General features: G+C 66.1%; 26 protein-coding genes. 13 read left to right on the top strand and 13 right to left on the bottom strand.

Features of this window, described 5'->3' with window-relative positions; all coding sequences use genetic code 11:
* Positions 1-11: 11 nt before the first annotated feature.
* On the bottom strand, positions 12-332 hold the full coding sequence (locus tag BTO20_RS16905; RefSeq protein ID WP_087077502.1) for a hypothetical protein: 321 nt from the start codon (positions 330-332) through the stop codon (positions 12-14).
* Between the two features lie 7 nt (positions 333-339).
* Complete coding sequence (locus tag BTO20_RS16900) at positions 340-657, bottom strand: hypothetical protein (RefSeq protein ID WP_062828269.1); 318 nt, start codon at positions 655-657, stop codon at positions 340-342.
* Positions 658-1,148: 491 nt separating this feature from the next.
* On the opposite strand from BTO20_RS16900, the gene BTO20_RS16895 reads away from it, so the two are divergent.
* Positions 1,149-1,703, top strand: coding sequence for a cysteine hydrolase family protein (locus BTO20_RS16895; protein WP_087077501.1), 555 nt, complete (start codon positions 1,149-1,151; stop codon positions 1,701-1,703).
* On the opposite strand, the gene BTO20_RS16890 is transcribed toward BTO20_RS16895, so the two are convergent.
* Complete coding sequence (locus tag BTO20_RS16890; protein WP_087077500.1) at positions 1,692-2,177, bottom strand: DinB family protein; 486 nt, start codon at positions 2,175-2,177, stop codon at positions 1,692-1,694. The genes BTO20_RS16895 and BTO20_RS16890 overlap by 12 nt on opposite strands.
* A 393-nt stretch (positions 2,178-2,570) precedes the next feature.
* Between BTO20_RS16890 and BTO20_RS16885 the strand changes: the two genes are divergently transcribed.
* A complete protein-coding gene (locus BTO20_RS16885) occupies positions 2,571-2,909 on the top strand; it encodes a hypothetical protein (RefSeq protein WP_157680234.1) in 339 nt (112 codons plus the stop codon).
* Positions 2,910-3,007: 98 nt separating this feature from the next.
* A complete protein-coding gene (locus tag BTO20_RS16880) occupies positions 3,008-3,922 on the top strand; it encodes an MBL fold metallo-hydrolase (protein ID WP_087077498.1) in 915 nt (304 codons plus the stop codon).
* 63 nt (positions 3,923-3,985) lie between these two features.
* Here BTO20_RS16880 and BTO20_RS16875 read toward each other — a convergent pair whose 3' ends face one another.
* Both BTO20_RS16875 and BTO20_RS39370 read right to left on the bottom strand, forming a co-directional pair.
* The gene (locus BTO20_RS16875; RefSeq protein ID WP_087077497.1) at positions 3,986-4,765 is read right to left on the bottom strand and encodes a hypothetical protein; all 780 of its coding nucleotides are present in this window, start codon (positions 4,763-4,765) and stop codon (positions 3,986-3,988) included.
* A gap of 727 nt (positions 4,766-5,492) precedes the next feature.
* Positions 5,493-5,645 (bottom strand): hypothetical protein, encoded by a 153-nt coding sequence (locus BTO20_RS39370; protein ID WP_157680233.1) that lies wholly within the window; start codon positions 5,643-5,645, stop codon positions 5,493-5,495.
* A gap of 345 nt (positions 5,646-5,990) precedes the next feature.
* Between BTO20_RS39370 and BTO20_RS16870 the strand changes: the two genes are divergently transcribed.
* A complete protein-coding gene (locus BTO20_RS16870) occupies positions 5,991-6,206 on the top strand; it encodes a hypothetical protein (protein WP_232491163.1) in 216 nt (71 codons plus the stop codon).
* Positions 6,207-6,274: 68 nt separating this feature from the next.
* Positions 6,275-6,754 (top strand): SRPBCC family protein, encoded by a 480-nt coding sequence (locus BTO20_RS16865; RefSeq protein WP_087077496.1) that lies wholly within the window; start codon positions 6,275-6,277, stop codon positions 6,752-6,754.
* Between the two features lie 27 nt (positions 6,755-6,781).
* Here the strand turns inward: BTO20_RS16865 and BTO20_RS16860 are convergent, their stop codons facing one another.
* Positions 6,782-7,810, bottom strand: coding sequence for an alpha/beta fold hydrolase (locus BTO20_RS16860; protein WP_087077495.1), 1,029 nt, complete (start codon positions 7,808-7,810; stop codon positions 6,782-6,784).
* A gap of 435 nt (positions 7,811-8,245) precedes the next feature.
* On the opposite strand from BTO20_RS16860, the gene BTO20_RS16855 reads away from it, so the two are divergent.
* From BTO20_RS16855 to BTO20_RS16845, 3 genes are all read left to right on the top strand, one after another.
* Positions 8,246-9,649 carry an MFS transporter gene (locus BTO20_RS16855; RefSeq protein ID WP_198344417.1) on the top strand — a complete coding sequence of 468 codons (1,404 nt, stop codon included), beginning with the start codon at positions 8,246-8,248 and terminating at the stop codon, positions 9,647-9,649.
* A 71-nt stretch (positions 9,650-9,720) separates the two neighbouring features.
* Positions 9,721-11,409 carry an ATP-binding protein gene (locus tag BTO20_RS16850; protein ID WP_087082217.1) on the top strand — a complete coding sequence of 563 codons (1,689 nt, stop codon included), beginning with the start codon at positions 9,721-9,723 and terminating at the stop codon, positions 11,407-11,409.
* The gene (locus BTO20_RS16845; RefSeq protein ID WP_087077494.1) at positions 11,391-12,074 is read left to right on the top strand and encodes a response regulator; all 684 of its coding nucleotides are present in this window, start codon (positions 11,391-11,393) and stop codon (positions 12,072-12,074) included. The genes BTO20_RS16850 and BTO20_RS16845 overlap by 19 nt, the downstream gene beginning before the upstream one ends.
* Before the next feature lie 27 nt (positions 12,075-12,101).
* On the opposite strand, the gene BTO20_RS16840 is transcribed toward BTO20_RS16845, so the two are convergent.
* Together BTO20_RS16840 and BTO20_RS16835 are read right to left on the bottom strand one after the other, a co-directional pair.
* The gene (locus BTO20_RS16840; protein ID WP_087077493.1) at positions 12,102-12,731 is read right to left on the bottom strand and encodes a maleylpyruvate isomerase family mycothiol-dependent enzyme; all 630 of its coding nucleotides are present in this window, start codon (positions 12,729-12,731) and stop codon (positions 12,102-12,104) included.
* 47 nt (positions 12,732-12,778) lie between these two features.
* Positions 12,779-13,132 carry a VOC family protein gene (locus BTO20_RS16835; protein WP_087082216.1) on the bottom strand — a complete coding sequence of 118 codons (354 nt, stop codon included), beginning with the start codon at positions 13,130-13,132 and terminating at the stop codon, positions 12,779-12,781.
* Positions 13,133-13,272: 140 nt separating this feature from the next.
* On the opposite strand from BTO20_RS16835, the gene BTO20_RS16830 reads away from it, so the two are divergent.
* Positions 13,273-13,890, top strand: coding sequence for a class I SAM-dependent methyltransferase (locus BTO20_RS16830; RefSeq protein ID WP_087077492.1), 618 nt, complete (start codon positions 13,273-13,275; stop codon positions 13,888-13,890).
* A 20-nt stretch (positions 13,891-13,910) separates the two neighbouring features.
* Here the strand turns inward: BTO20_RS16830 and BTO20_RS16825 are convergent, their stop codons facing one another.
* The 3 genes from BTO20_RS16825 to BTO20_RS16815 are packed head-to-tail and all read right to left on the bottom strand — an operon-like array spanning position 13,911 to position 18,114.
* Positions 13,911-15,479 carry a diol dehydratase reactivase ATPase-like domain-containing protein gene (locus tag BTO20_RS16825; protein WP_087077491.1) on the bottom strand — a complete coding sequence of 523 codons (1,569 nt, stop codon included), beginning with the start codon at positions 15,477-15,479 and terminating at the stop codon, positions 13,911-13,913.
* Entirely contained in the window at positions 15,476-15,835 is a 360-nt protein-coding gene (locus BTO20_RS16820) for a diol dehydratase small subunit (RefSeq protein WP_087077490.1), read from the bottom strand. The genes BTO20_RS16825 and BTO20_RS16820 overlap by 4 nt, the downstream gene beginning before the upstream one ends.
* Positions 15,832-18,114 (bottom strand): propanediol/glycerol family dehydratase large subunit, encoded by a 2,283-nt coding sequence (locus BTO20_RS16815; RefSeq protein WP_087077489.1) that lies wholly within the window; start codon positions 18,112-18,114, stop codon positions 15,832-15,834. Before BTO20_RS16815 ends, BTO20_RS16820 begins: the two co-directional genes overlap by 4 nt.
* A 259-nt stretch (positions 18,115-18,373) precedes the next feature.
* Here BTO20_RS16815 and BTO20_RS16810 point away from each other — a divergent pair, with 259 nt between their 5' ends.
* From BTO20_RS16810 to BTO20_RS16800, 3 genes are all read left to right on the top strand, one after another.
* Positions 18,374-19,807, top strand: coding sequence for an APC family permease (locus tag BTO20_RS16810; protein ID WP_087077488.1), 1,434 nt, complete (start codon positions 18,374-18,376; stop codon positions 19,805-19,807).
* Between the two features lie 148 nt (positions 19,808-19,955).
* Positions 19,956-21,008: a PucR family transcriptional regulator gene (locus BTO20_RS16805; RefSeq protein ID WP_087077487.1), complete on the top strand. Its 1,053-nt coding sequence runs from the start codon at positions 19,956-19,958 to the stop codon at positions 21,006-21,008.
* 131 nt (positions 21,009-21,139) lie between these two features.
* Positions 21,140-21,565 carry a PASTA domain-containing protein gene (locus BTO20_RS16800; RefSeq protein WP_087077486.1) on the top strand — a complete coding sequence of 142 codons (426 nt, stop codon included), beginning with the start codon at positions 21,140-21,142 and terminating at the stop codon, positions 21,563-21,565.
* Between the two features lie 4 nt (positions 21,566-21,569).
* On the opposite strand, the gene BTO20_RS16795 is transcribed toward BTO20_RS16800, so the two are convergent.
* Entirely contained in the window at positions 21,570-22,820 is a 1,251-nt protein-coding gene (locus BTO20_RS16795; protein WP_087082214.1) for a S1C family serine protease, read from the bottom strand.
* A 499-nt stretch (positions 22,821-23,319) separates the two neighbouring features.
* Between BTO20_RS16795 and BTO20_RS16790 the strand changes: the two genes are divergently transcribed.
* Positions 23,320-23,967, top strand: a complete 648-nt coding sequence (locus BTO20_RS16790; RefSeq protein WP_198344416.1) for an FKBP-type peptidyl-prolyl cis-trans isomerase — start codon at positions 23,320-23,322, stop codon at positions 23,965-23,967.
* Between the two features lie 78 nt (positions 23,968-24,045).
* Here BTO20_RS16790 and BTO20_RS16785 read toward each other — a convergent pair whose 3' ends face one another.
* Positions 24,046-24,711 carry an FMN-binding negative transcriptional regulator gene (locus tag BTO20_RS16785; RefSeq protein ID WP_087077485.1) on the bottom strand — a complete coding sequence of 222 codons (666 nt, stop codon included), beginning with the start codon at positions 24,709-24,711 and terminating at the stop codon, positions 24,046-24,048.
* Between the last annotated feature and the right edge of the window lie 4 nt (positions 24,712-24,715).

Below are 24,715 nucleotides of genomic sequence, written 5' to 3'. Positions count from 1 at the left end.
CGCGGCGTGTACTAACTCGTCGCGCCCCGCACGCCCGTCCTCGATGGCAGCGCCTCTCTTTTCAGCGTCCGCTTCACAGGGTCAACTGAATAGCGCGCACGCTCGGCGAATTCGTTCGCCTCTACGTGCAGAACCTGCAGTCTCTTGGTGTCGAGCCCCAAGTTCTTTGCAACCCTGAGCGTCTCGGCTTCGAGTTCGGCCTGCGAGGTGTCGGGTGCTCCTTCCATCGTCACAACGCGATGGACGTGATGTATTTCGCCGCCCCGCGGATCGAACAGCAGGCAGCAACTGACCGATTTCACGTTCTGCGAACCGGTGGACGAGAATGTCATGGCACACCTATCCCCAGTAATCCATGCGTGCGACAAGGTAGGCCTCTTGATCTTCGCCGGTTGCCGTGGCGAAGGTGATGGAACTGACGTGGTCGAAGATGACCGGAGGCCAATTCGGCCAGGCGCCGAAGTCGATGTCCTTGTCGGATCCATCCTTGAGCCGTCGCCGGTAGTGCATGATGCCGGTGTAGTTGGCTCCCCCACCTACTTGGCCTTGCAGGGCCGTTTGCGCCCCTAACGTCGCCGGCGGCAAGTTCACCTGGACGGTGTTGTAACCCGGTGGCCACCCATCCATCCAATGCCAATCGATTCTTGTCACGGTCATGCCAATCACCCTCTCTGGCTGGTCATCTCGGGTCTTCGCCGGCGGACCATCACCGCCTGCGCACCACCTAGGATCAGGCCTGCCGGGCGCCGGCGACTAGCGTAGAGCGCTACTCATATCTCCGACCTGCCCTCGCCACCTCGACGAGGTTTGTCCACCGCCAGCTGACGGCCGCAGCGCTTCTTGCATACCAGAAAGCTCGGGTAGACAAGCAGGATGACCCCGGAACCGGACGGCGTGCCGGTGTCGACCGTCGCGAGAATGCGTCATCTAAACCCGCGACGGTCCATCAGAAGTCCGGCGGCACACCAGCTATTGCGAACACCGTGCATATCCTGCGGCTGTGCACGCGGCGACGCGGGGCACCCTCGCATCATCCGCTCGATACGCAAATTCTCACCCGACGGACATTCCTAGCATGGTAGCGTTCCGCTGATTCCGATCGCCGTTCCGGCTGTGCGGGAACAACGCAACGTAAGTGAGCAAACAACATGGTTGACGGGTACGCGTTGGTTGCCATCGATATGCAGGAAGTCTTTCGACGGCCGGACAGCGGATGGTTCGTTCCCCGCTACGACGAGGCAGCGCGCCGAATCGGCCAGCTGATACCCCTCTTCGGAGACCGGGTGGTACTCACCCGCTTCGTTTCACCAGACGAACCTGTCGGCGCGTGGGCCGGCTACTACCGGCGTTTTCCCTTCGCCGTGCTGCCCGAGCACGACCCGCTGTATCGCCTCTCCGGTGACTTCGCCACCTCGTCCTGCCCGGTCGTCACCATGACGACCTTCGGCAAGTGGGGTCCGGATTTGGCAGCGGCCATTCCAGACGGCCACGGCGTGGTGTTGACCGGAGTGTCCACTGACTGCTGCGTGCTGGCTACTGCTCTGGCCGCAGCCGATGCCGGCATGCAGGTCAAGGTCGTCGCCGACGCGTGCGCCGGCGTCACCGATACCGATCACCAGCGAGCGCTGGACGCCATGGCGCTGTTCAGCCCGCTCATCGAAATTACGACGACAGCCGACGTGCAGCGCGAACTAGCGGACTGACACGATCTGTTCGCGCAGGATGTCGCCATGACCTGCGTGCCTGGCGAATTCTTCGATCATGGCGAGCAGTGTCCATCGCATGCTGACCGTACCCTCACGGGGATTGTGCTTGACATCGTCGAGGTCGAAGCGCGACGCGATCTCGCGCGAACGCCGGCTCGCGCTCTCGAATTCCGCGATGACGTCGCTCAGCGACTCGCCGTCGGCGACAACGAACGTGCCTTCATCACGGCGTGAGTATCCCTCGCACTCGGATTCGTCGAGTCCTGCCCAGAACCGTTGGAACCAAATCCTTTCCGCGGCAGCGGCATGCTTGATCAACGATATCGGTGTGGTCAGCGATGTGACGAGCCGTCTGCGGGCATCCACGTCGGACAGGCCGCGTACGGTCTCGATGAGCGCTTCGCGGTTACGGTCGAGCATGTTCTCGATGATCGTTCGCTCATCACCGACGGTAATTCGGTTGGCAATCATAATCTTTCACTCCTTCTATAAGGCTGGGGTCGGCCGAGCCGAATGGTGGGCGGCGGTCCCGAGAGCTCTCTGGGAAGACAACGGTCCGGCGACCGCGAGTCAGGGGGCGTTCGCGCTGCGCGGATGTGCGCCGCACCCGCCGCGACAATGCAGACCAAACCGTTGCGCGGTCCGCCGTCTCAATCAGTATGCCGCAGTTCGATTCCGAACGCGGGTTGGGCCCACACGACGGAACGCCTTTGACCCCTGCGTCAAAAACTAAATGGGAGTAGGTTTGTCGCCGACAAAGACCGTCGTTTCGACACGTTTCCCGCGCCGAGGTGCGAGCATGGCGGTGGACACATCCTCCAACCGCAAACACCACAGGGACTTTCTGGACCCGAGGAGCAGCAGATGAGATGGTTGACGCCGTCTGGCGCGCGCAGAATGGTCTTTGCGACAGGCATCGCCGCAGCGGCCGTCATCGCGGCGATCGCTCCCGCGAACGCGTCGCCCACCGCATCAAGCCTGTCCGGCGGAGCAGTGCCCCACGGTCCGTTCTCCGTCAAGAACGATCCCGGGTGCGACGTCTTCGGATGGCAGCATCCGATGTGCGCCGGAGGAGCCTTCGAGACACCCGCAGACGACGGAATCCCGGGCGACAATGCCGCATTCGGCGGAATACCGGCGCCGGCGAGCGTGCCCAATGTCGACGGCTCGCTCAGTCCCCCCGGCATGCCGGGGGATGTCTAACCGCAAGACACGCCATGGATAACTCATAGCGCCGGAGGGCGTTCTACGCGACGACAGGTCAATTCCAGTTCTCGGTAGAGCGTCAGAAGGAGAATCGCATGAGTTTGGACAACATTTCGCACCTGGGCGCGCAGGGACCCGACGAGCTCGTCCCCTCTCGCTACGCGGTGCAGGTGGGTGCCATCGAGGTGCTGGTGATCAGCGACGGAGTGCTGCCGATAACCGCCTCGACGTTGGCCACCAATGTCGAGGCGACCGAGCTGGCGCACTGGCTGGACGACAATTTCCTGCCACCGGAGGTGGTCGACTGGCCGCTCAACGTGGTGGTGGTGCGCAGCGGCGACCGGACCATCCTCGTCGACGCGGGGCTGGGGCTGGAGTTCCCGGACTTCCCGCGGGCCGGGCAGACGGTCCAGCGACTGGAGGCGGCCGGGGTCGATCTCGCATCGGTGACCGACGTGGTACTCACCCATATGCACATGGACCACGTCGGCGGATTGCTCACCCAGGGGTTGAAGGAGCGGCTGCGGCCCGACCTGCGGGTCCATGCCTCGACGGCGGAGGCCGAGTTCTGGGACGCGCCGGACTTCTCGCGCACCACCATGCCGCAGCCGATACCGGACGTGCTGCGCAGGGTCGCTTCGCAGTTCCTGGACGAGTACCGCAGCCAGTTGTGGACATTCGAGACGGAATACGAGGTGGCGCCGGGCGTGCTGGTGACCCGCACCGGTGGTCACACCCCCGGACACAGCGTGGTCCGACTGGCCTCCGGCAGTGACAAGCTCACATTCGCCGGCGACGCCGTGTTTGCGCCTGGATTCGACAATCCCGAGTGGCACAACGGATTCGAACATGACCCCGATGAAGCGGCCCGGGTCCGAGTCCGCCTGCTCAGTGAGCTGGCGGCAACCGGCGAATCGCTGGTGGCCACTCACCTACCGTTCCCCTCCGTCTGCCGGGTCGCCGCGGCCGGCGACGTCTTCCGGTGCGTACCAGCCGTCTGGGATTACTGACAGCCGTGCGACCTTCACCGCCTTGGCCGGTCCAAGGCGGTGAAGCCGGCCCGGCACGGGGTGTCAGTGGTCCGTGTGGGATTGCGCGGCGACGATCCAGTTCCCGAATTCGACCGCGAGGTGCCAGCGGTGGGCGGCGACCAACGGCGCTGGGGTGAGACCCGGAAACTCCACGGTGAGAAGGGCTTCCAGCGCGCCGTCGCGGTCACGCAGCTGGTGGCGGACACCGCCGATGACGACACCGTCGTCGAGGAGCGCCTGGCCCGCGATCTGGATGGGGTATTCCGGATCAGCGGGCGTCGCGAGCGTGTCGGTCTTGGTGTAGTCCACCACGAATCGCGTCGGAGTCGGTGAGCCGCCGGTGGTTTCGACGACCTCCTGGCGTCCGTCGGGCAGTCCGCGCAGCAGATAGTGATCTGGCATCGCGGCGATCATGTTCACCTCGTCGTTGACGACGACGAGGTTGTTGAACCAGTCGGCGAACGCGGTGGCCGAGCATCCCGGAGCCACCACTCGGATCACACTGCGGGCAACACGTCCTCGGCTGGCGGCGACGGCGACCCGGGAGATCCGTTCTGAGGTGGCCAGGTCCCGGCGCAACATGGCATACATGCCGGCGTGCCCGAGTCCGGTCTTGAGGGTGACCAACGCTGCCCGCTGCGTGTCGAGGTCGGCGCTGAGCACGGTATCGATGTCGAGGTCAGGCGCGATTTCAGCGATCGCTCGCGTCCCCAGCCGGGAGACGAACTTCTTGAGGACCACTTTGGCGCGGCCGGCTTCCCATCGCTGGACCTCGGATCGGGCTACGGCCCTGTCGGCGATGAAGCTGGTCATGGCTGGCATGCAGCCAAGATAAGGCCTGACCGGCGATACCATGACCGCGGTATGACAGGTCGCCGATCTCGTGTGGCACGTTGGCATCGTTCAGATGTTCTGGCGGCAAGTGGCCGTCGGATGCTGCTACTACTGTGGCGGCGCCGCCCGGCCGACCGACCGGGCCCAAGTTGATGGCGATATGGTTGCCCTGCAACGCTTTTTGACCCGCGATGCACTCCGACTTCTCTCGCGCAGGGGCGAGCCGGGCGCCCCAACGTTCAACGCTGGGACGACCGTCTCGTCAACGCCGGCTACATCGGCATGAAGTTACCGAACCACCAGAAGCCCCAACGATCTATCGCCGGGCTCCACACCACAGATGCACCTGGTGCCCACCACGGAGGATTGGGCTGTACCGGAGCCCATGGCGGCGGGATGGCCGGAGGTACGTTAGGCTCCGCGTTCGCGACCCCACTGCCCATGAGGGTCGGCGGCACGCTCGCAACACCGCCCACCCCGAGAATGCCTGCGCCCATGCTGCCTGCGACGGCAACAGCGGCGGCTATTCGCTTGATGGTCACTGTTCTGTCCCTTTCCTTGACTGCATTCCCACCTGACGCGTCAAGGTCCGCGACATGAAAGGCAATGGTCACGACCCCACCTGGCGACTGCCTCGCTGCTCGAACAGCGGACCCTGCGCCTTAGGCACCTGAGTGCATACCCAGTGGCGGCGCAGGCCAAAACCCTCTCGCGGTCACTGAGCGGACACCGCGCACGTTGGCACCGGTGGGTTCATCGGGGCACCACCGGCATGAGCTGCTGCCGACAAGCCCATCGCACCGCCGATGACGACAGCGACGGCGGCGGGGACAACCGCGTGGCGGCCCAGGCTCTTGACGAAGTTCATGTCCATCCTCCTGTGTGAGTGAGCGTTGTGGCCGGACATTACGAAGCCGGCCATGACCCGCGCGCCGTTGTGTGCACAACCGGCACAAACACGCAATCAGGGCGCTTTTCCGCATTCTGCTCTCTGCTCCAGCTGCGCCGGCGGCGGTGAGCACAATGCGCAGAAACGGGTCAATCACCTACTTCGTCGACCAGTGCACACAAGCGTGCGACACCTCTCACCACGGCTCTAATTTCGGTCGTATCGCAACGGCAACACCGAAACCACAAGGAGCGCAGACATGGTCGCACTGGGGGCCTGGGACATTCCCGGAGTGTGCGACATGGCGGCGACGACGGCGTCTTCGTGCGTAGGACAATCGACGACCCCACGGTAATCGCTTTTGCCCCAGCCGAGTTCGGCTACATGACCGCCGAGGACGTTCGCAACCATGCGTTGTCGGCGACGCCCGGGACGCTGCAATGGGACTGCTTCACATTCGGCATCGTGGAGCACGCGGACTACTTCACGTGCTACGCCAGCATCGACCACCTGCACGTCACGGCATCTCCACCGGACTGATCTTCTTCGACATCTTGGGGCGGGCGAAGGCTCGATGAGTTTCTGTGCCGCCGCCGGTCTGTACGGGCATGACTGACGAAACCTTGAGCGCCGTCTGCACCATCGACGCGCCGGCCGAGACCGTGTTCGGCGTGCTGGCGGACCCGACCACCCATCAGGCGATCGACGGCACCGGTTGGGTGCGGGAGTCGCTGGACGGAAAACAACTGACCGCAGTGGGTCAGGTCTTCCGAATGGCGATGTACCACTCCAATTACGGAGGTATGCATTACGAGATGGCCAACCGCGTCGAGGTGTTCGACCCGCCCCATGCGATTGCGTGGCTGCCGGGCCAAGGCGCCGACGACGACCACCTCGACTTCGGTGGCTGGATCTGGCGGTACGACCTGGAGCAGATCGGCGATGGCCAGACAGAGGTCACTCTGACCTATGACTGGTCGGCGGTGCCACCGGCCATCCGTGAACACATCGGGTTCCCGCCGTTCGACCGGCAGCACCTGGACAACTCGCTCAAGCATCTCGCCGGGTTGGCGCAGCAACGGGCGTAGCGGGCGCGCTGTCGTTCAGCGCATCGCTCACGACACCACGACGGCGAGTTGTGCTGCAGATGAGCGGTTTCCGGACGTGTGCGCACGCGCGCGACGACGGGAACCCCGACGCATTCCCATGGCACGCCCGATCGCATCGGTGACACATTCGGCGGCATCCTGCAGCAGCATGTGCCCGGCATTCGGATGGTGCAGATGAACCGCTCCGGGAATGGCCGCGGCAATCTCGCGCGAATGCGAAGGTGGCGTTAGGACGTCGGCGCCGCCGCTGACGACGAACGTCTTGGCAGCGATGGACGCCAGAGCGTGATACACGTCGTAGCGCTTGAGGCTCGGCAGAAAACCGGCGGCTGTCGTCAGCGAGGCTGCCCGCACAGCTGCAGCCGTCACGGCGGCCGCGACCGCCGCGGCCGCGGTGCCGTCACCTGAGAATCTGCTCAACGCGTCACCCAGCGGGCGAATGAGCGCCTGGACGGCTCTGTCTGTTGCCTTTTGCGGCATGCGGTGAACCAGCCCGAACAGCGCGCCGGTAGCAGGCGTTGCCAGCAGCCGACCGATCCCCCGCTCGGCGATGCGGCCTGCCGCGGTGCCCACCAGGACCAGGCCTGCAGGCTCGACGGGACGTTTCGACGCCACGCGACCGAGGTATGCGAGCGCCGTCATGCCACCCATGGAGTGGCCCGCCAGCGTGAGCGGACCGGTGATGTGCAACGCGGCCAGGACCTGTGCGAGATCGGCGGCGAGCTGGGAGATTTCGTAGGTGGGCATCGGGGCACCGCCTGACCTACCGTGACCACGGTGGTCGTAGGTGATGACGCGGATCCTGCCACCGTAACGGCGTCGCAGTTCACCCACCTGCAGTGCCCAGCTCTCTTGCGAGAGCAGGAGACCATGCAGCAGGACGATTGTCGGCGCGTCGGCGCGGTCTGACGGGTAATCCGATATTGCAAGTCGCACGCCGTCCTGCGTCGTCATCGCCCGCTCGACGCGGCCGTCATCGTGTGCTGCCGCATGCCGGAACACGTTGGGCACCAGTGGCTCGGGTGCAACCGACATGATGGACTCCTCGGTACGTGTCGACGCCGGTAAGATCCCGGCATTCCGCTGCGCCAGAACCTACGGCGGCGCTGCGCCTGGCGGCTCGCTTGTGCGCGCAACTCGCGCAACTGGCCGATTTCGACCTTTTGCGCATTGCTGGCAGTGCGCGGTCTCACGAATATCGCTGTGCCATCGGCAATTCGAGCAGACTGCGGATACGTGAGCACAATGCGCAAAAGTGACAAAACGAGTACTTGTGCGGCTTGTGCGCACAAGCGGGCCATCGCGCGGGCAGCTCCCTAGCGTCGTGAGCACAGCCGACCAAGGCCCTGACCGCAAGGAGCGACAGATGACGACGCACCCTCCGAACCACACCCCGTGGTCGGCCGGCTACTGGTTCACTCATCGTCACGGCCATGACGGCCGCTGGATGCACGAATTCGGACCCACGAAATGACCACGATGACACCTACAGCACACCCCGACCGGGACAGCCAACAGCGGCAGATCGGGCGTCTCCTCGACAACCTTCCCGTCGGCCCCGTCCACCGCAGAGCGGTCATCGCCATCGGGCTCGGCCTCTTCTTCGAGGTGTACGAGATCTTCCTGTCCAGCACGATCGCCGCGACGTTGAAGACGCACTACGGACTCGGCGGCACCGCGCTGCAATTGCTACTCGCGTCGTCGTTCCTCGGAATGTTCGTCGGGGCAAGCGCCTTCGGCCGGATCGCTGATCGCATCGGGCGCCGGCGAGCCTTCCTGATCACCCTGGTGTGGTTCTCGCTGTGGAGCGTCATCGCCGCGTTCGCGCCGAACGCCTGGCTGCTCGTGGCGGCACGTTTCATGGCCGGCATCGGCGTGGGAGCCGAATATCCCATCGCCGACTCGTATCTCGCCGACGTACTACCCAAAGCTCACCGGGGGCGGCTGGCCGCGTGGGCATACACCTGCTCCTTCCTCGCGGTACCGGCGCTGGGCTTCCTGTCCCTGTGGCTCGCGGGCCGCAGCCTGTTCGGCGTCGACGGTTGGCGAGTCCTGTTGGTGATCGGCGCGATCGGCGCGGCGTTCATCATCGTGCTGCGCCGCAGCCTGCCGGAGTCACCGAGATGGCTGGCCGGTGTGGGTCGCATGGATGAAGCACAGGCCGCGCTGCGGGCGTTCGCAGCCGGGGCCGATCCGGCTCCCGAACACCCGGCCGACCGCGATGCCACCGATGGCGTCGTCACGGTGCCACCCGCATCGACCGGGTCGGCGCTCGAACGACTGCGGCGGTCGCCCTACCGGCAGCGGCTGATCATGCTCGGTGTGTTTCACCTCTTCCAGCCCTTCGGCTATTACGGGTTCGGCACGCTGGCGGTGCTGGTGCTGGTCAGCCGTGGCTACGACGTCACCTCGTCGCTGCTGTTCACCGCGGTGTCCTTCATCGGCTACCCGCTCGGTTCGCTCATTTCCATTCCGCTGCTGAAGCGGTTCGAGCGCAAGTACCTGATCATGGCGACGGTCGTCGTGATGGCGGTCTGTGGTGTCCTGTTCGCCACCGCGACCGTGCCGGCGCTCATCGTCGTGTTCGGCTTGCTGATCACCGCGTCGAGCAACGTCTTCTCGAACATCTACCACGTGTACCAGGCGGAGATCTTCCCCAGCGATGTGCGCGCAACGGCCGTCGGATGGACGTACTCGGTGTCGCGGCTGTCCAGTGCGGCGCTTCCGTTCATCCTCGTCCCGGTGCTCGACCACTACGGGGCGACGGCGATGTTCGCTGTCGTGCTGCTGGCGCTCGCCGCCACGATCGCGGTGATCGCCCCGATCGGACCGCGCACCACGGGCAAGAGTATCGACGACATCAACCCGATATGACCGATCTGCTGACACGTGACCGGATTGCGGGTTTTGCTCATTGTGCTCAGAGCGGCGCGTACGCTCAGCCCATGGTCAGAAGGCTGCACATGGATGTGCGCCTTGCCACCCAGGTGCTGCTGCTGCAAGTCGCCGTAGTGACGCTCACGCTGGGCATCGCGGGCGGTCTGCTGGCCTTCATGAGTCACGAGCGTCTCGCTGCCCAGTACGAGGACCGGTCGTTGGACATGGCCCGCGCGATCGCGTTCGCCCCCGCGGTCCGTGCCGACGTCGCGCGCTACGACGCTGCCCCGCTGACCCCGAGCCCGGCGCTCACCGACGAATTGGCGAAAGGTCCACTGCAGCAGTTGGCCACCGAAATCCAACAACGCACCGGCGTGTTGTTCGTGGTGATCACCAACAATCAAGGGATCCGGCTCTCGCATCCCAACCGCGACGAACTCGGCAAGCATGTCAGTACCGACCCGGCCGAGGTGTTGGCGGGCCACGAGGTGGTGACGCGTGAATCGGGCACCCTTGGCCCGTCGGTTCGGGCGAAAGTGCCTGTACTGGCACCTGATTCGACCCGGGTCGTCGGTGAGGTCAGCATCGGCATTTCGACGTCTGCCGTGCACCATCAGTTGTGGACCGATGTGCGGACCGCGGCAGCCCTGGTCGGCCTGGCACTGTTCATCGGTGTCCTGGGCTCATATCTTCTCGCCCGGCGCTGGCGCGGCCTCACCATGGGTCTGCAGCCCTCGGAGATGGCGGAGTTGATCCGCACTCAGGCCGCAGTCCTGCACGGTATCGACGAGGGCGTGCTGGCGGTCGACACCACGTGGAAGACTGCGTTCATCAACGACGAAGCCTCCCGGTTGCTGGAGGTCGGCCGCGAGGCGGGCAGGCCTGTCGAGCAGATCGGACTCACCCCACGGGTACTCGAGGTGTTTCGCGCGGCCGACGCGACACCGAATATCGCGACCGTCGGGGACCGGATCGTGGTCGTATCCTCGCGGCCCGTCACGCGAGACGGCCGCGAGCTGGGCACCGTCCTGGTGGTGCGGGATCGCACCGATGTCGAATCGTTGACCCGCGAACTCGACGCCGTACAACTGATGAGCACGGTGTTGCGGGCCCAGCGACACGAGTTCGCCAACCGGCTGCACCTGCTCAACGGTCTGCTACACAGCGGCCATGTCGACGAGGCGGCTCAATACGTCGAGGAACTGCTCGGCTCCGGTCCGCTGGGTTCGGCGCTGCCCGGCATCGACGCCGTCCGCGACGCATTCCTGCAGGCGTTCCTCGCGGCGAAAGCGGCCGTCGCCCGGGAAGCCGGCGTCACCTTGACGATCGGTGAGAACACCTGGGCGCCAGGCCGACTCGCCCTGCCGGTCGATGTGACGTCAGTCCTCGGCAATCTGTTGGACAACGCCATCTACGCAGCCCGCACCGGCGTGAAAGCCGACAAAGTCGTGGAAGTTGAGCTACTGCAGGATGGTTCGACATTGCACATCACCGTGGCCGACACCGGTGACGGGGTGCGCCCCGACTTCGTCGAGCACGTGTTCACCGAGGGCAAGTCGACCAAGCCGGAGTCCGGAATACCGGGTGGGCGCGGCATCGGCATGGCCCTGTCCCGTCAGATCAGCCGTGCGCTGGGCGGCGACATCCGGCTGTCGAGCCCGGGTAACGCCGACGCGGAGTTGTGCGGCGCAGAGTTCATCGCCCGGCTACCGGGTGTGATGGTGGAGGAGGAAGCCCAATGGGTGGCACAGAACTGATGGTGCTGGTGGTCGACGACGATTTCCGGGTGGCGAACATGCACGCGGGTATCGTCAACGCCCTGCCGGGGTTCTCGGTGTCGACGACAGTGACGACGCTCGCCGCCGCGCACAAGGCCGCACCGGTCGACCTCGCCCTGGTGGACGTCTATCTTCCGGACGGCTCAGGAATCGACTTTGTGCGCGGGTTACAGTGCGACAGCATGGTTTTGAGCGCGGCCACCGATGCCCGGACGATCCGCGCCGCGATGGCGGCCGGAGCGTTGAGCTATCTCGTCAAGCCGTTCGCACCGGCGGACCTCGCCGCCCGACTGTCGGGGTATGCGCGCTATCGCCGCATCCTTTCCGGGACCAACCTCGGCGGCAGCGAAGTCGACTCGGCGCTGGATGCCCTGCGCCCCCGCATCGCCCCTGTGCCATCCCCCACCGCCGTCGCCTCGCCGACCAAACAGCTTGTGCTCCAAGCACTTCGCACCTCGGAGCGGGCGATGTCGTCAGCCGAGGTCTCCTCGGAGATCGGCGTATCCCGCGCCACGGCACAGCGGTATCTGTCGACGTTGGCCAATGCGGGCGAGGTGAAGATCCAGCTCCGCTACGGCACAACCGGTCGGCCAGAACAGGAGTTCGTGGCCGTCGACAAACCACCCAGTCGCCCTGCGCGGTAAGGCTGATCGCCTGGCGCGTACGGCCGGCTAGATTCGTCTGCTGAGTTCGTCGACGCCTGGCCCGGACAACTCCGGCAGCGCAACCCGACGACCGCATGCCGCGAGCAGTAACGACAACGCAGGCCCTTCGACCGCCAACCCGGTACCGACTACGACACCGACATCCGTCCCGATCAACCGCAAACCCGCCAACCGCTTCCTGCCACCCGACAGTCGATCGCCCGCCACGTGGGCCACGGCCGCTCCGAGGTGATCGGTGGAGTACCTGCGGTGCAGCCCGAGTGGACGACGGATATCCTCGCCGTGCACGACGATCTCGACAATGCGTGAAATCGTGGGAAGTGGCGGAGAAGCAGTCGAATTCACCGATGCGCGCAATGCCGCCAACAGCTCCGAGGGATCGCGGTCACGCCCGGCCATCACCTGCCGTTGCACGATCCGCTCCGCACTGAGACCCGCGCGCATGAACTCGCCGACGAACTTTCGCTTGGTCAGAACCGCCGTTGCCGCCAGGTGGGCCACCACGTCGCGAACCGTCCAGCCGGCACACAAGGAGGCAACATCCCACTGCTGTCGCGTGAGCCCGCTCAAATCCTCGACGAGTGCACCCCGCTCGCCATGCACATCGGCCCACACCTCACGCGTGTCGCCAGCCACGGTGACCAGCCAATCACATCGCCGTCGCGACCACCGTGGCCAACGGTTCAGTACTGCACCCGGAAGCCCCCGACCAGCCGGATCGTGTTCTCGTCGGGGTCGGTTATGGTCGACAAGCGAACGCCTTTGGCGGCATCGGTGATTTCGCCCGGCTGAAGGCCACGCCGTCGCAATTCTTCGAGATGATCCTCAAGATCATCGACCGCGAAGTTGATCAACGTCGACCCGGCACGCTCGGCGTCGATGAAAACCTGTACCCAACCGCCGGGCACCACCTGCCACTCGACCAGATTCGGCATCGGATTGTTGTCGGCGGGCCGCCCGAACATGGCCTCGTACCACTGGTTGCTGCTTGCCAGGTCAGACACTGGGACAACGGCCAACACATGTTGGATCGGCATCTGCACTCCCTCCACGCATCGCATCTACCCCATTGCCGACCACGCTCGCGGCGAGAACTCATCGCACACGCGATGAACTCGCCCGGGCCGGACCTGCCCACCGCCCGACAGCCCTGGTCTCACGCTGCGACAATGGGGACATGGTCGAGCAGAGCATCTGGATGCAGAAGGTCGAGGCCGATCCCGGCCATTCCCAGTGGTACATCGAACGTTTTCGGTCCCTGGCGCGGGCCGGTGAGGACCTGGTCGGCGAAGCTCGACTGGTCGACGCGATGGTCCCCCGCGGTGCCCGCATCCTCGATGCCGGCTGTGGTCCCGGGCGTGTGGGCGGATACCTCGCCGAAGCCGGCCACACCGTGGTCGGTGTCGATGTCGACCCGGCGCTCATCGCGGCCGCAGAGCAAGATCACCCCGGTCCGCGCTGGCTCGTCGGGGATCTCGCCGAGCTCGACTTGCCTTCTCGTGGGATCCCGGAGCCGTTCGACATCATCGTGTCGGCCGGCAACGTGATGACGTTTCTCGCCCCGAGTACCCGCGTGCGCGTGCTCAGCCGTCTGCGTGCACACCTGGACGACGACGGCCGAGCGGTGATCGGTTTTGGGAGCGGCCGCGATTACGAGTTCGGTCAGTTTTTCGACGACGCGGCCCAGGCCGGCTTCACGCCGGATCTGTTGTTGTCGACGTGGGATCTGCGTCCGTTCACGGAGAACTCCGACTTCCTCGTCGCGAGTCTGCGGCCGTCTCCGCAGGGCCTCTGAGAGGAAGACGCGGTCGAATCTCAGTGCGCGGCAGCCGCCAACGCGACCAGCCCGTAGGCCACCGCGAAGCGATGACCCAGCTGTCCGCGCACATTGCCGCGCCCGACGGCGACGCGATGACCGAGCTGTTCGCTGACCGCCCGAACAAGCTCATCGTCGCCGGCGCCGCCGCCGACGAGCAGGACGCCACCGGCGTCAGGAGCCACCTTGTCGATGCCCCGCATCACGTTGCCGCCGATCACCATCCGCTTGGCCGCCAGCCGCCAGCTGCGCCATTCAGCGCCGGAGATCCGCGACGTGAAGGGCAGCAGGCCGCTGGGGGCCGAGGTCAGCAGCCAACCCGTGCACTTCCCGTCGACGGGTTTGTCAAGGAACCGCCGTCGGCCGTGTTCGTCCTCGACGAGCTGGACAGTGACGGCGGTGAGCGCCTCCGCGCGTTTGGCGTATTCGGCAGCGCTCCTGGATATTTCGAGTGCGGTTGCCGTGGCGCTGGTGAGGAGTTGCCCAGCGCCGGGAAGAACGACGCGTGCGTCGTCGGTGACGACGTCAACGGTTCCGCCTCCGATGTCGACGACCACCACGTCTGCGGTGACACCGGGTGTGGTGAGCGCGCCGGCACGTGCGGCCGCGGCCTCGGCATCAATTCGGGTCACCGGAACTCCGAGAGCGGCGCCGAGCGCAGCGACATCCGCGGGTGCCTGGTCCCCGCCGCCCAGGGTGGCCATCACCAGGCTGTCCACCGCGACGGAGCCGCGGCGCGAATTGGCTTGCGCGGCGATGTCGGCCAGATAGACGAGCAAGGCCTCATCGCCACCGGTCGGTTCGGGTTGCGGGCAGGCAATCGTGGTGCGCGTGGCGCCGTCCAGCGCGACCACCGCACACACGCTGTCGAACAGCGAGTCGGCCACGGCAGAGGCGTCGGCACGTTCGTCATCGCGCAGGCCGAACACGTCGGCGAGCCAGAACGGATCGGTCAGCCGCTGCAGCGGTCCTGCTCCCTGCCGCACCTCCACCGCGACGAGGTCGGCCGACAGTGCGTGCCGCACATCGACGTCGTCGACCACCGGTACCCCAACCCGCAACCGGTTCGACACGAGCACCGCCTCGTCGTTGGCGGTCAGTACCGCGACGACGTTGCGGCCGGCCTCGACAGCCTCGTTGACCCGGCGGGCCACCGCGCCGTAGTCCCACTGCCTGGTCGCGCACGCCACGATGGGGTACTCGGATGTCGCCTCGCCGAGGCGTTCCACCGGCACCGGCACGCCGACGCCCGCGTCGTCTCCCGCGGTGGTGGCCGCCGAACGGGTCACGACCGTGAGCCGGCCGGTGGGACGTACCGCCAACCGGACGCGTTCGACGGCCGAGGACACCGGTGGGGTCGGCGCGAACGCGGCCCTGTCGACCACCAGTCCCTGGGCGTCGGCCAGTCGCCGCACGAGCTGTGCTGCGCCCTGCACAGCCCGCAGCGACCCCTTGCCACCGCGGGTCGGAGTCCGCCCGCTCGCCTGCACCTGCGATCCGTCGACTCCGGTGCAGAGCACCACCTCGGTGGTGGCGTTACCGATGTCGATGCCGGCCCACACGGTCATCGCAACAAGCCACGCCGCCGATACACCTCGGCCGCTTCACGCACGAACTCCGCGCAGGTGTGTGCCTCCTGCGCGGCGAGTCGGTGTGCCACCGCCTCCAGCTCCTCGAACGTGGAGCGTCCGGGCCGCAGCGCCTCGTAGGCGGCGAGCATGTCCTCGGCGCTCAGGGCGGTCAGCTCGGCTGCCCGCCGAAGGTTCTGGGCCAGTTGGACCGACCCGGCTTGTTCGGCGGTGTCGGCCTGACCAAGCAGCGTCTCCCGGCTGATCCGGACATCATCGAGCGTCAGGCCCCCGCTGCGGGCGGCCTCGACGGTGACTTCATGGACGCTGCGGCCCGAGTGTGACGTGGCAGTCATCGCTTGAACTCCAATTCGATGTGCGGGGTGCTGTCATCTCCGTTGCGGCATGCGGACTCTCGGCGCTCGATGGCGACCATCGCAACCACCCTGGTGTGGTATCGAGCGGTGATCGCCTCCTCGGTGTAGGCGTTGCGCATCGGCGCAGGCGTCGTGCCCTTGGCGTGCCTGCCCGCGTTGATGCCGATGAGCCGGTACATCTCCGGGGTGATCAGCGGAGCGATGCTGAGCAGCTCGAGATTGGCCAACGGGGACAGGTCGCGGCGATGGATGATCGTGGTGCCCTTGGCCTGCAGGCCGACCGAGATCCCGGACCCGGACAGTCGTGCTGCGGACTTCCCGATCGCGCCGAGGTCGATGCTCTCGGCGATCCGCACCAGCCGCGGCACGCACTGCTCTTCCTCGAGACCAGCGAAGATCTGCTCCAGAGCGTCGTAGATGGTCATGCCCGAAAGGGTGCGAAACAGCTTGGTGCCGAAGGCAGGTGACACCCCGATGACGACCTCCCGTGGGTCCTCGCCCACCCGCGCCGGGCCGCAGACGATCAGGCGGTCCGGTTCGGCGAAACCTGCCTGCTCCCTCACCAGATCGGTGACCGAGCGTGCCTGCCGCACACTGTCGATCTGCGCCTGCCGTTCGGCCGACGGCCGATAACCCGTGCCCGGGCCACGGTAGTCGTTGGGGTCGGTCAGGACCGACAGCACGTTCATGTCCTCGTCGAAGATCGCGGCGGTCTGCAGGTAGTCACCGGAGATCCGGGCGCGGGCCATGCCCAGGACGCGATCGGCGATGTCAGGGAATCCCGTCTCGGCGAGCGCGGCGACAACGTCCAGGACGGTGAGTCCGGACTGCTCGATCATCCTGGCCGCGCTGAGCACGCGCACCCCGTCGGTGCCGGGTAAGTCTTTCGAACCTTCGGCTCCCACAACCGCTTCGACGTGGTCGTCATCGAAGTCGGCGAGCCCTAGGTATTCGAAGACCGCGCGAGTGGCCTCGGCGGCCTGTCGGCGCATCGCTTCCAAGGTGGTCGGATCGACCGACCTCAAACCACCGTCGACACCCCAGTCGCGCTGTAACACCAGATAGTCGTCGAGGTCGCTCGCGTTGAAGTTGGAGGGCCCGAACATGTTGTCGTAGGCCATCACCGAGCCGAACCCGGAGAAGATGAAATCCGACCCGGACAACAGCACCGGAAGCGTCCGGCTGGTGCGGCGCATCGTCGATTCGGACACCAGGGTGTCGTTTCCGCTGCACGACTCCAGCCCGCGAAGCATGACCATGAGATTCTCGGCGATCAACTCGCGTACCCCCCCTGGCACCGAGGCCGTGATCGACGCGCCGTCGATACCGCCGTTCTGGACTCCCTGGGCTCCGATACCCTTGGCGAGGGCCACGCATCGGGACTCCAGGTAGTTCATCGACTTTCGCTCGGCCTCACCCATCAGAACCTCGGACCCGGCGCCGCTGGACAGCCGCATCTTGATACCGCGCGAGGCGTAGCACGAGGTCAGGAACGCCTTGGACCACGGGGTGTCGTCACCGTCGGTGAAAACCTGTTCGGTGCCGTACACCGACACCGTCTCGGCATACGAAACCAGGCCCCGCACACCCATTTCCAATTCACGGGCCTCTTCGACCGAACACTGGGTCAAGGCCCCGGGGGCGGGCACCTGGGAGCCGATCAGCAGGCCCACGGCAACGGCCGGGGCATCGTCGAGAACCGGGACGGTCGCCTCCAATTCCCGGAAGCCGTACACCACCGCGGTCGCGGCATCGGCCGCGATAAGCAACGGGTCGTCGAGTCGATTTGTCACGTGGGCCTGGTTGGCCGGGGTGCGACGGGCACGCATCTTCATCATCGCCATCTGAATTTCGACCGGTTGCAGCATCGCGACCACACGGGCCATCTTCGCCGGAGTCAGCCCGGCGCAGACCCTCAAGACCTGGTCGCGGGAGACGCTGGAATCTACGATCATGCGCGCCAGATCGACCTCGGCGATCGCCATCGACCGTGGCGCCTCGGCATGATCGATGGCGTACCGCACGATGAACTCGTCGATCGTGTCGAAGTCCGTGGCCCGAGTCGAATCCATCTCCAGCACGGTTCCGTCGTCGGCCACCACCCAGGACGGTTCCGGGTCGTGCGGCGACAGATGCGAGATCATCCCCAGTTCCGGATCGGCTTCGGCGAATCCGTCGAGGTTGACGCGCTGCTCGTCCAACATCCGGATCCGCCCCAGCCGGTGGTCCTGCTCAAACTCGCTGCCGCTCAGGTACATACCGGTCCCCCATACCTCTCTCGTACGTGACGCGCTCAGCATCGACGGAACTGCGGGGGCGCGACAACGGTCCGCACCCGGCTTCCAACAACATGTTGATGCAGTGCTCACCGCGGCGGCACCGGTGTGACGTGGCCTACAACAATGTGTTGGAAAGTCGTAGAGAGCCTCTGACAGCCGGCGTGCAGTTCTCGCAAACTTGCGCCGAGCTTCACGCAGCCGCCGTCCGCGACTGCGCTGTGAGAGGAGGAATCAACCCATGACCGAGGTTGTCAACGCGGACAACACGCCTCGCGGTGATACGTCACCGGAGCGTCATCCGGCCAAATTGCGCGGGCACCTCGGTGTGCCCGCCATCGTGTTGATGGTCGTGGCCGCTGCGGCGCCGCTGTCGACCATCGGTGGCAACGTGCCGATCGCAATGGTGCTCGGAAACACCACCGGCATCCCGGTCGCCTTCATCGTCGCCGGCGTGATCTTCCTGCTCTTCGCGGCCAGCTTCGTCGCGATGTCGAAGTACGTCACCGACGCCGGTGCGTTCTACGCCTACATCCGTGAGTCGCTCGGCCGGGCGGCCGGAACCGGCGCCGCCGTCCTCGCGCTCCCGGCCTACATGGCGACTCTGCTCGCTGTCGCCGCCTACGACGGCGTCATCCTCAACGGCCTCATCACGCGCTTCGACGGACCGAACATCCCGTGGTGGGTGCTCACCGGCGTAGTGCTCGCGATCGTCGCCTGGCTGGGCTACCGCGATATCGACCTCAGCGCCAAGGTCCTCGGTGTCTTCCTGGTCTCCGAAGTCGCCATCCTGCTGGTCTTGGACCTGGTCATCGTGGTGCGCGGCGGCGAACACGGCATCACCGGCGACTCGTTCACCCCACAGGGCATCGCAGGCGGATTCGGCATCGCCCTGCTGTATGCGCTGTGGGGTTTCGTCGGCGTCGAGGCAACCGCCGTCTTCCGGGACGAGGCCAAAGACCCCGACCGCACCGTGCCCCGCGCCACCTACTGGGCCGTGGGTATCGTCGCGGCGTTCTACGCCTTCTCCAGCTGGGCTCTCATCGAGGGCAACGGCGGACACGACGCCATCCAGGCGGCCAAGGATGATCCCGACAACTTCATGGTGAACACCGCGCAGCAGTACCTCGGGATGGTGGGCCGCGATCTGAACACCGCTTTCTGGTTCGTCAGTGTTTTCGCGTGCGCCTTGGCCTTCCACAACATCAGCTCGCGGTATGCGTTCGTCCTGGGGCAGAGCGGGGTCTTCTCGAAGAAGATCGGCCACGTGCACCCGCGGCACGGTTCGCCGTCGAACTCGTCGCTGGTCATCACGGTGGCGTCGTTCGTGATCATGGCTGTCCTCGCCGCACTGAAGCTGGACCCGGTGTTGCAGATCTTCGGCCCGCTGGGTGGCCTGGGAATCCTGGCGCTGGCGATCCTGTGGCTGCTGACGACCGTCTCGGTGGTGATCTTCTTCCGCCGCCGCGGAGGGTCCACCGGCACCGTGGTGCTCGCATCGGCCGCCACCCTCGTGCTGGCCGCGGCACTGGTGCTGGTGGTGTCGAACCTGACCCTCGTGGTCGGCGGGACAGCGACCCTTGCCGCGATCTTCGGCGTGATGCCGCTGGTGTTCTTCGGCGTCGGAATGCTGTTGAGCCGGCGGGCGACCGCGGAGCTCTCGGCGGCTCCGTGACTGCCGTCACCCACCGACCGATCTCCTGATTCCACTGCCTGGCAGGGCGCTGATACCGTCGGATCCGGTGTCGGCGCCCTGCGGCAGTCTCGCCGGCGCCGGTGCCGAACAACCGGGCCGAATACGGTCGATCAGTAGAAGGGACGACATGTCGCGGGACACGCCGCTGAGCGTCGCGGCGGCCTTGACCGTTCCGCCGTTGGACCAGGGGTCGGTCGTCGCCGGGCATCGCGGGTTGACGCGCGAAGTCCACTGGGTGGACATCAAGCACGCTCCGGCCGAGTCTTTCGTCCGCGCAGGCGATCTCGTGCTGACCACCGGCGCCGACATCCATCAGCCGGGGGTGCGGGAATTCCTCACCTACGTCGTGTCCTCCCGGGCAGCCGGGGTGGTGGTGAACCCTCCGCCCGACGTCGCAGTCCACGAACTCCTGGCCTCACTGGTGCCGCTCGCGGATCACCACGAGTTTCCTGTGGTGCTGCTGCCCTGGGAAGTCGCTTTCTCCCAGGTACAGCGAAACCTGCTGCCCTTGGTCAGCCCGTCATCGTCCGACGCCCAGATCGAAATGGCCATCGGCCGCCGGGAACACGAGCACGCGTCCTGGATCGAGATCGCGGGCGCCTTCGCGCAAGCCCTGCACGACTCGGCGGGCGCGGCAGGCCTGTCGGTGAGGTCATCGGTGACCGAAGACCTCGTGATGTGTCAGTTCTCGTCGGCCCAGCCGGCCGCGACGGTCTCGGCGTTGGTCGCGTCCGCCCAGCAGCTCAGTGCGCTGCCGGAGGACCTCGTCAATTGGGTCCTGCTGCCCGCCCTGCAAGGACAGGCCGTCACCGTCGCGCCGTCGGTGGCGGCACCGGTGAACGAAAAACCAGCCGGCTCATGGCAATTCGCCGAAGTGCTGCGTCAGCATCCGAGATGTATGGCCACCATCCTGCAAACCTTGCAGCCATTGGTCGAGTACGACAAAACCCGCCGCGGCCAACTCGTGCACACGTTGGAGATCCTCCTCGATGAAGCCACGAACATCAGCGCGGCCGCCCGCGCGCTGTTCTTGAACCGGCACTCCCTCATGTATCGGATCAAGCTCATCGAGGAGCTCACCGGCCTGTCGCTGAAGAATCCGGCCGACCGGTTCCAGTTGGAGGTCAGCGTTCGCGTCCACCGAATCAACGAGGCACGCGTCGCCAGTCTTCGTTCCTGACGGGGCGGTTCAGCCGGCCAACCGATTTTGCAGCGAAAGCCCAAAGAGCTGCCAGATCCATCTCAGCGTCCTAACAGTGCGCCGATCATAACGTCGTTCGCGCGACACGAAGGCAATCTGATCGGAGGACGATGAGCAAGCTGGTCGGCAAAGCCGCCGTAGCAATCGGCGCAGCAGCCATTCCGGTGGGAATCTTGGCGACCGGCGTGGCATCGGCGGACGACTACGCAGGTAAGACCTACGCCGACGCTCAGTCAGCGCTCTCCGCCGCGAGCATGAAGGGCGTCATCGCCACCCGCTCGGGCGATACGCTGCCCGACGACAAGTGTGTGGTGACCAGCTCGGAAAAGGCACCCTGGATCAAGGGCGACAAGTTCGCCGCGGTCACCGACACCGTGCTGCTCAATCTGAACTGCAGCGCCACGGTGGCCTCCGCCACTCAGGCCGGCAACTCCGCGGCCAGCCCCGAGGGACGGGCGGCGATTGCGGCCGCACAACAGCAGGCCGCCCAGGATCAGGCACAGGCTGCTGCCGACCAGAGCAGCAAGAAGCACTAGGCAGCTACGACTGCAGCTGGCCCAGGGTGACCTGAACGGTTCGGGAGGCGCCCGACGGGTCGTCGTACGTCAACGCGACGCTGTCCCCCGGTGCCTTTGAACGAACCGCCGCGACCAGCGCGTCCGGACCGTCGATCGCCTGGTTGTCGAGCTTGGTGATCACCGCGCCCCTGGGCAGACCGGCCTGGGCCGCCGGGCCACCGTCGACGACTCCGGCGACGGCCGCGCCGTGCGTGTCCTCGGCAGCCGCGAGCTGGACACCCAGGGAGGCGTGCTGGACGGTTCCTGTCGAAACCAGTTCATCCGCAATGCGTTTGGCCTGATCCACAGGTATCGCGAAGCCGAGGCCGATCGACCCGCTCTGCCCGCCACCCTGCGAGCCTTGGCCACCGCCCAGTGAGGCGATCGCCGAGTTGACCCCGATGAGGTCGCCGTTCATGTCCACCAACGCCCCGCCGGAGTTGCCCGGATTGATCGCGGCGTCAGTCTGGATGGCGCTCATCACCGAGTGCTGACCGGTCTGCTCGTCGCCGGTCGCGACGGGGCGGTCGAGTGCGCTGATGATGCCGGTTGTCACGGTGCCCTGCAGGCCCAGCGGTGACCCGACCGCCACGACGTTCTGCCCCACCTTCAGATCCTTCGAAGAACCGATCGTGATCGGCGTGAGCCCGGAGACGTTCTGGGCCCGCACCACGGCGATGTCGTCGGCGGGGTCGGTTCCGACGACGGTGAACGGCACCGTGCGGCCATCGGACATGGTCACCGTCGCCTGCGCAGCCCCGGAGACCCGGCCGGACGGCCTGGCGGACGGCCCGTCCGACGGATCCTGGGCGTCAGGTCCATCCTGGCTGTCCCCTGGGTACTGCCCACCAGGGAACATTCCGCCCGGCAGGCCGGGGATCCGCAGGCGGGGTCCGCTGTCGGAAGTCATCGGGCCCTGATTACCGGCATCCTGGGCGACGGCGGCCACCACGTGATTGTTGGTCAAGATGAGCCCGTCGGCGCTGAGGACGATGCCGGAGCCCTCCTCACGCCCCTGCCCGGTTTCGATCTGCAGTTTCACCACGCTGGGCAAAACCTTGGCCGACACCTGCTCGACCGATCCCGTGGGCGCGCCGCTTCCCGGCTGCACAGGCGCGGAACCCTTTGCCGGCGCGGGCTTTCCGATGTTCACCGGGGCGGGCGCCTGCGCGCTGGGTGTCGCGTGCCCCGCATGGTCCACCACGGCGACGGCCGTCGCGGCACCCGCAGCCATCGCCATCGCGGCCGTGCCGACGACGAGGACCCCGACACGAGAACGCGTCCGCGGGTGCAAGTTTTGCTGGGCTGGTGGTTCTAGGACCGCGGTACCCGCGTCGGGATGCGCCACGTACGGCGGCGGGTACGCGCCGGTGACACCGGAGGAGGTGGGGGGATAGTGGTAGCCGGACTGGCTCCACTGCTCCGGATGATGGTGATCAGACTGCTGTTTCGGGCGCCACTCATCGTGGCTTGGCTGTGACGAATTCCTCGACCAGTCACTCATTGCGTAGATTTCTCTTTCTCCAGACGCCGGTACCCATGCGCCGTACCGGCGCCTGAAGGTAGGTTGCCTGCGCCGACTGAGGCTTTGCTGAGAATGAGTTCAATGCCGGCCAAGACTTTTCGCGCCTCCCAGACGGGTGATTCTGCGAACCAACTGACGTGGCGTACTACAACACCTCGGCATAACCTGATGACCATCGAGCCGCTGGCAGGGCTGTAGCGTGGCGGCCGTGAACTCGTCTCGTGTGTCTCGTTCCGTCGCGTTCGCGGCCTGCGCCGCATCGATCGCCATGACGCTCGCCGCGTGCGGGTCGGAGGCGGGCAACCCGTCGGCGAGCACGTCAAGCGCTGCGGAGACGCACACGTCGGCTGTCGAAACAGCGCCGTCGCCCGTCAGCACGACGGCACCCATCGCCAGCACCTGCCCGACGGCGGCACCGAACACCGGCGGCACGCCCGAGTGGACGCTGGCGGGCGCCACCGGAAACGTCGCCGTCACGGGTTCGACAGATACCGCGGCGCCGGACGTCAAGGTGGGTGCACCGTTCAGCGTGACCGAGACCCAGGTGCACACCCTGGTTCCCGGCGACGGACCGGTCGTCGCGGACACCGCGACAGTGTCCGTCTGCTACATGGGCGTCAACGGACGTGACGGCAATGTGTTCGACAGCAGCTACCAGCGCGGCGAACCGGTTCAATTCCCGCTCGACGGAGTGGTGAGCGGTTTCAAGAAGGCCATCGCAGGACAGAAGATCGGTTCCACCGTGGCGGTCGCCATGACCCCGGCAGACGGTTACCCCGAAGGTGAGCCCCGGGCCGGGATCCAGAAGGGCGACACGCTGGTCTTCGCGATCAAGATCCTCGACGCCACCACCTGAGCCACGCCGCCCCCGCCGGAGCCGCCACCGCCAGGTTCCACGGTGGCAGGATCGTGCTGCGGGACGCGTGAGTCTTCGTCATCGCTTGTTACGGAACGTCTTCCAGTCGCCGATGGCGGCCAGTCGCCGGCGCTGTTGGGCTGCGGCGCCGCTGTCGAGACCATGGTTGCGGTCCTCAAGATTGCCGATGACGCGCTCGCGGTGCTCGACCGGATTGTGGTCGTCGTACTTGAACTTCGCCTCGACGCGCACAACGGACAGTCGCAGGCCGCGGATGCCCGGGAGCATGCGCCCGTACGGGCCGTCGGCGACGGCCACCTCGGCATGCCCGCCCTCGGGCTGGAAGTCCCCCAGCTGAGCAGCCAGAATCGACACCTTGCCCTCCGCATCGTCGACCACCGTGGGCCGGCACACGAACTGCACTGAGGTGTAGTAGCTGGTGGGCACGCCGTCCTCGTCGGGGCCGCCTGCCTTCGCGCGCCAATACGTCGGGATGTACGCGTAGTCACCGATCACCACCAGCCGAACCTCGCCGGCCGCCTCCATGTGTGGCCACGCCGGATTGGGCCGTGCCAGATGGACCAACAGTTCCTCGCCGGCGACGGTGAAATGAGTGGGCACGACCACCGGCGCCTGGGTGGGGTCGACGTTGTTGACCGCCAACATCCCGAACCGATCGGTGTTGGCCAACCAGTCCTGCCATTCGGCGGTCTCCAGTGCGGCGTCCCAGGGGTGGATCAGCATGTTC

The sequence above is a fragment of the Mycobacterium dioxanotrophicus genome (assembly GCF_002157835.1).
Taxonomy (GTDB): domain Bacteria; phylum Actinomycetota; class Actinomycetes; order Mycobacteriales; family Mycobacteriaceae; genus Mycobacterium; species Mycobacterium dioxanotrophicus.
This window is presented reverse-complemented; position numbering and strand designations above follow the sequence as displayed.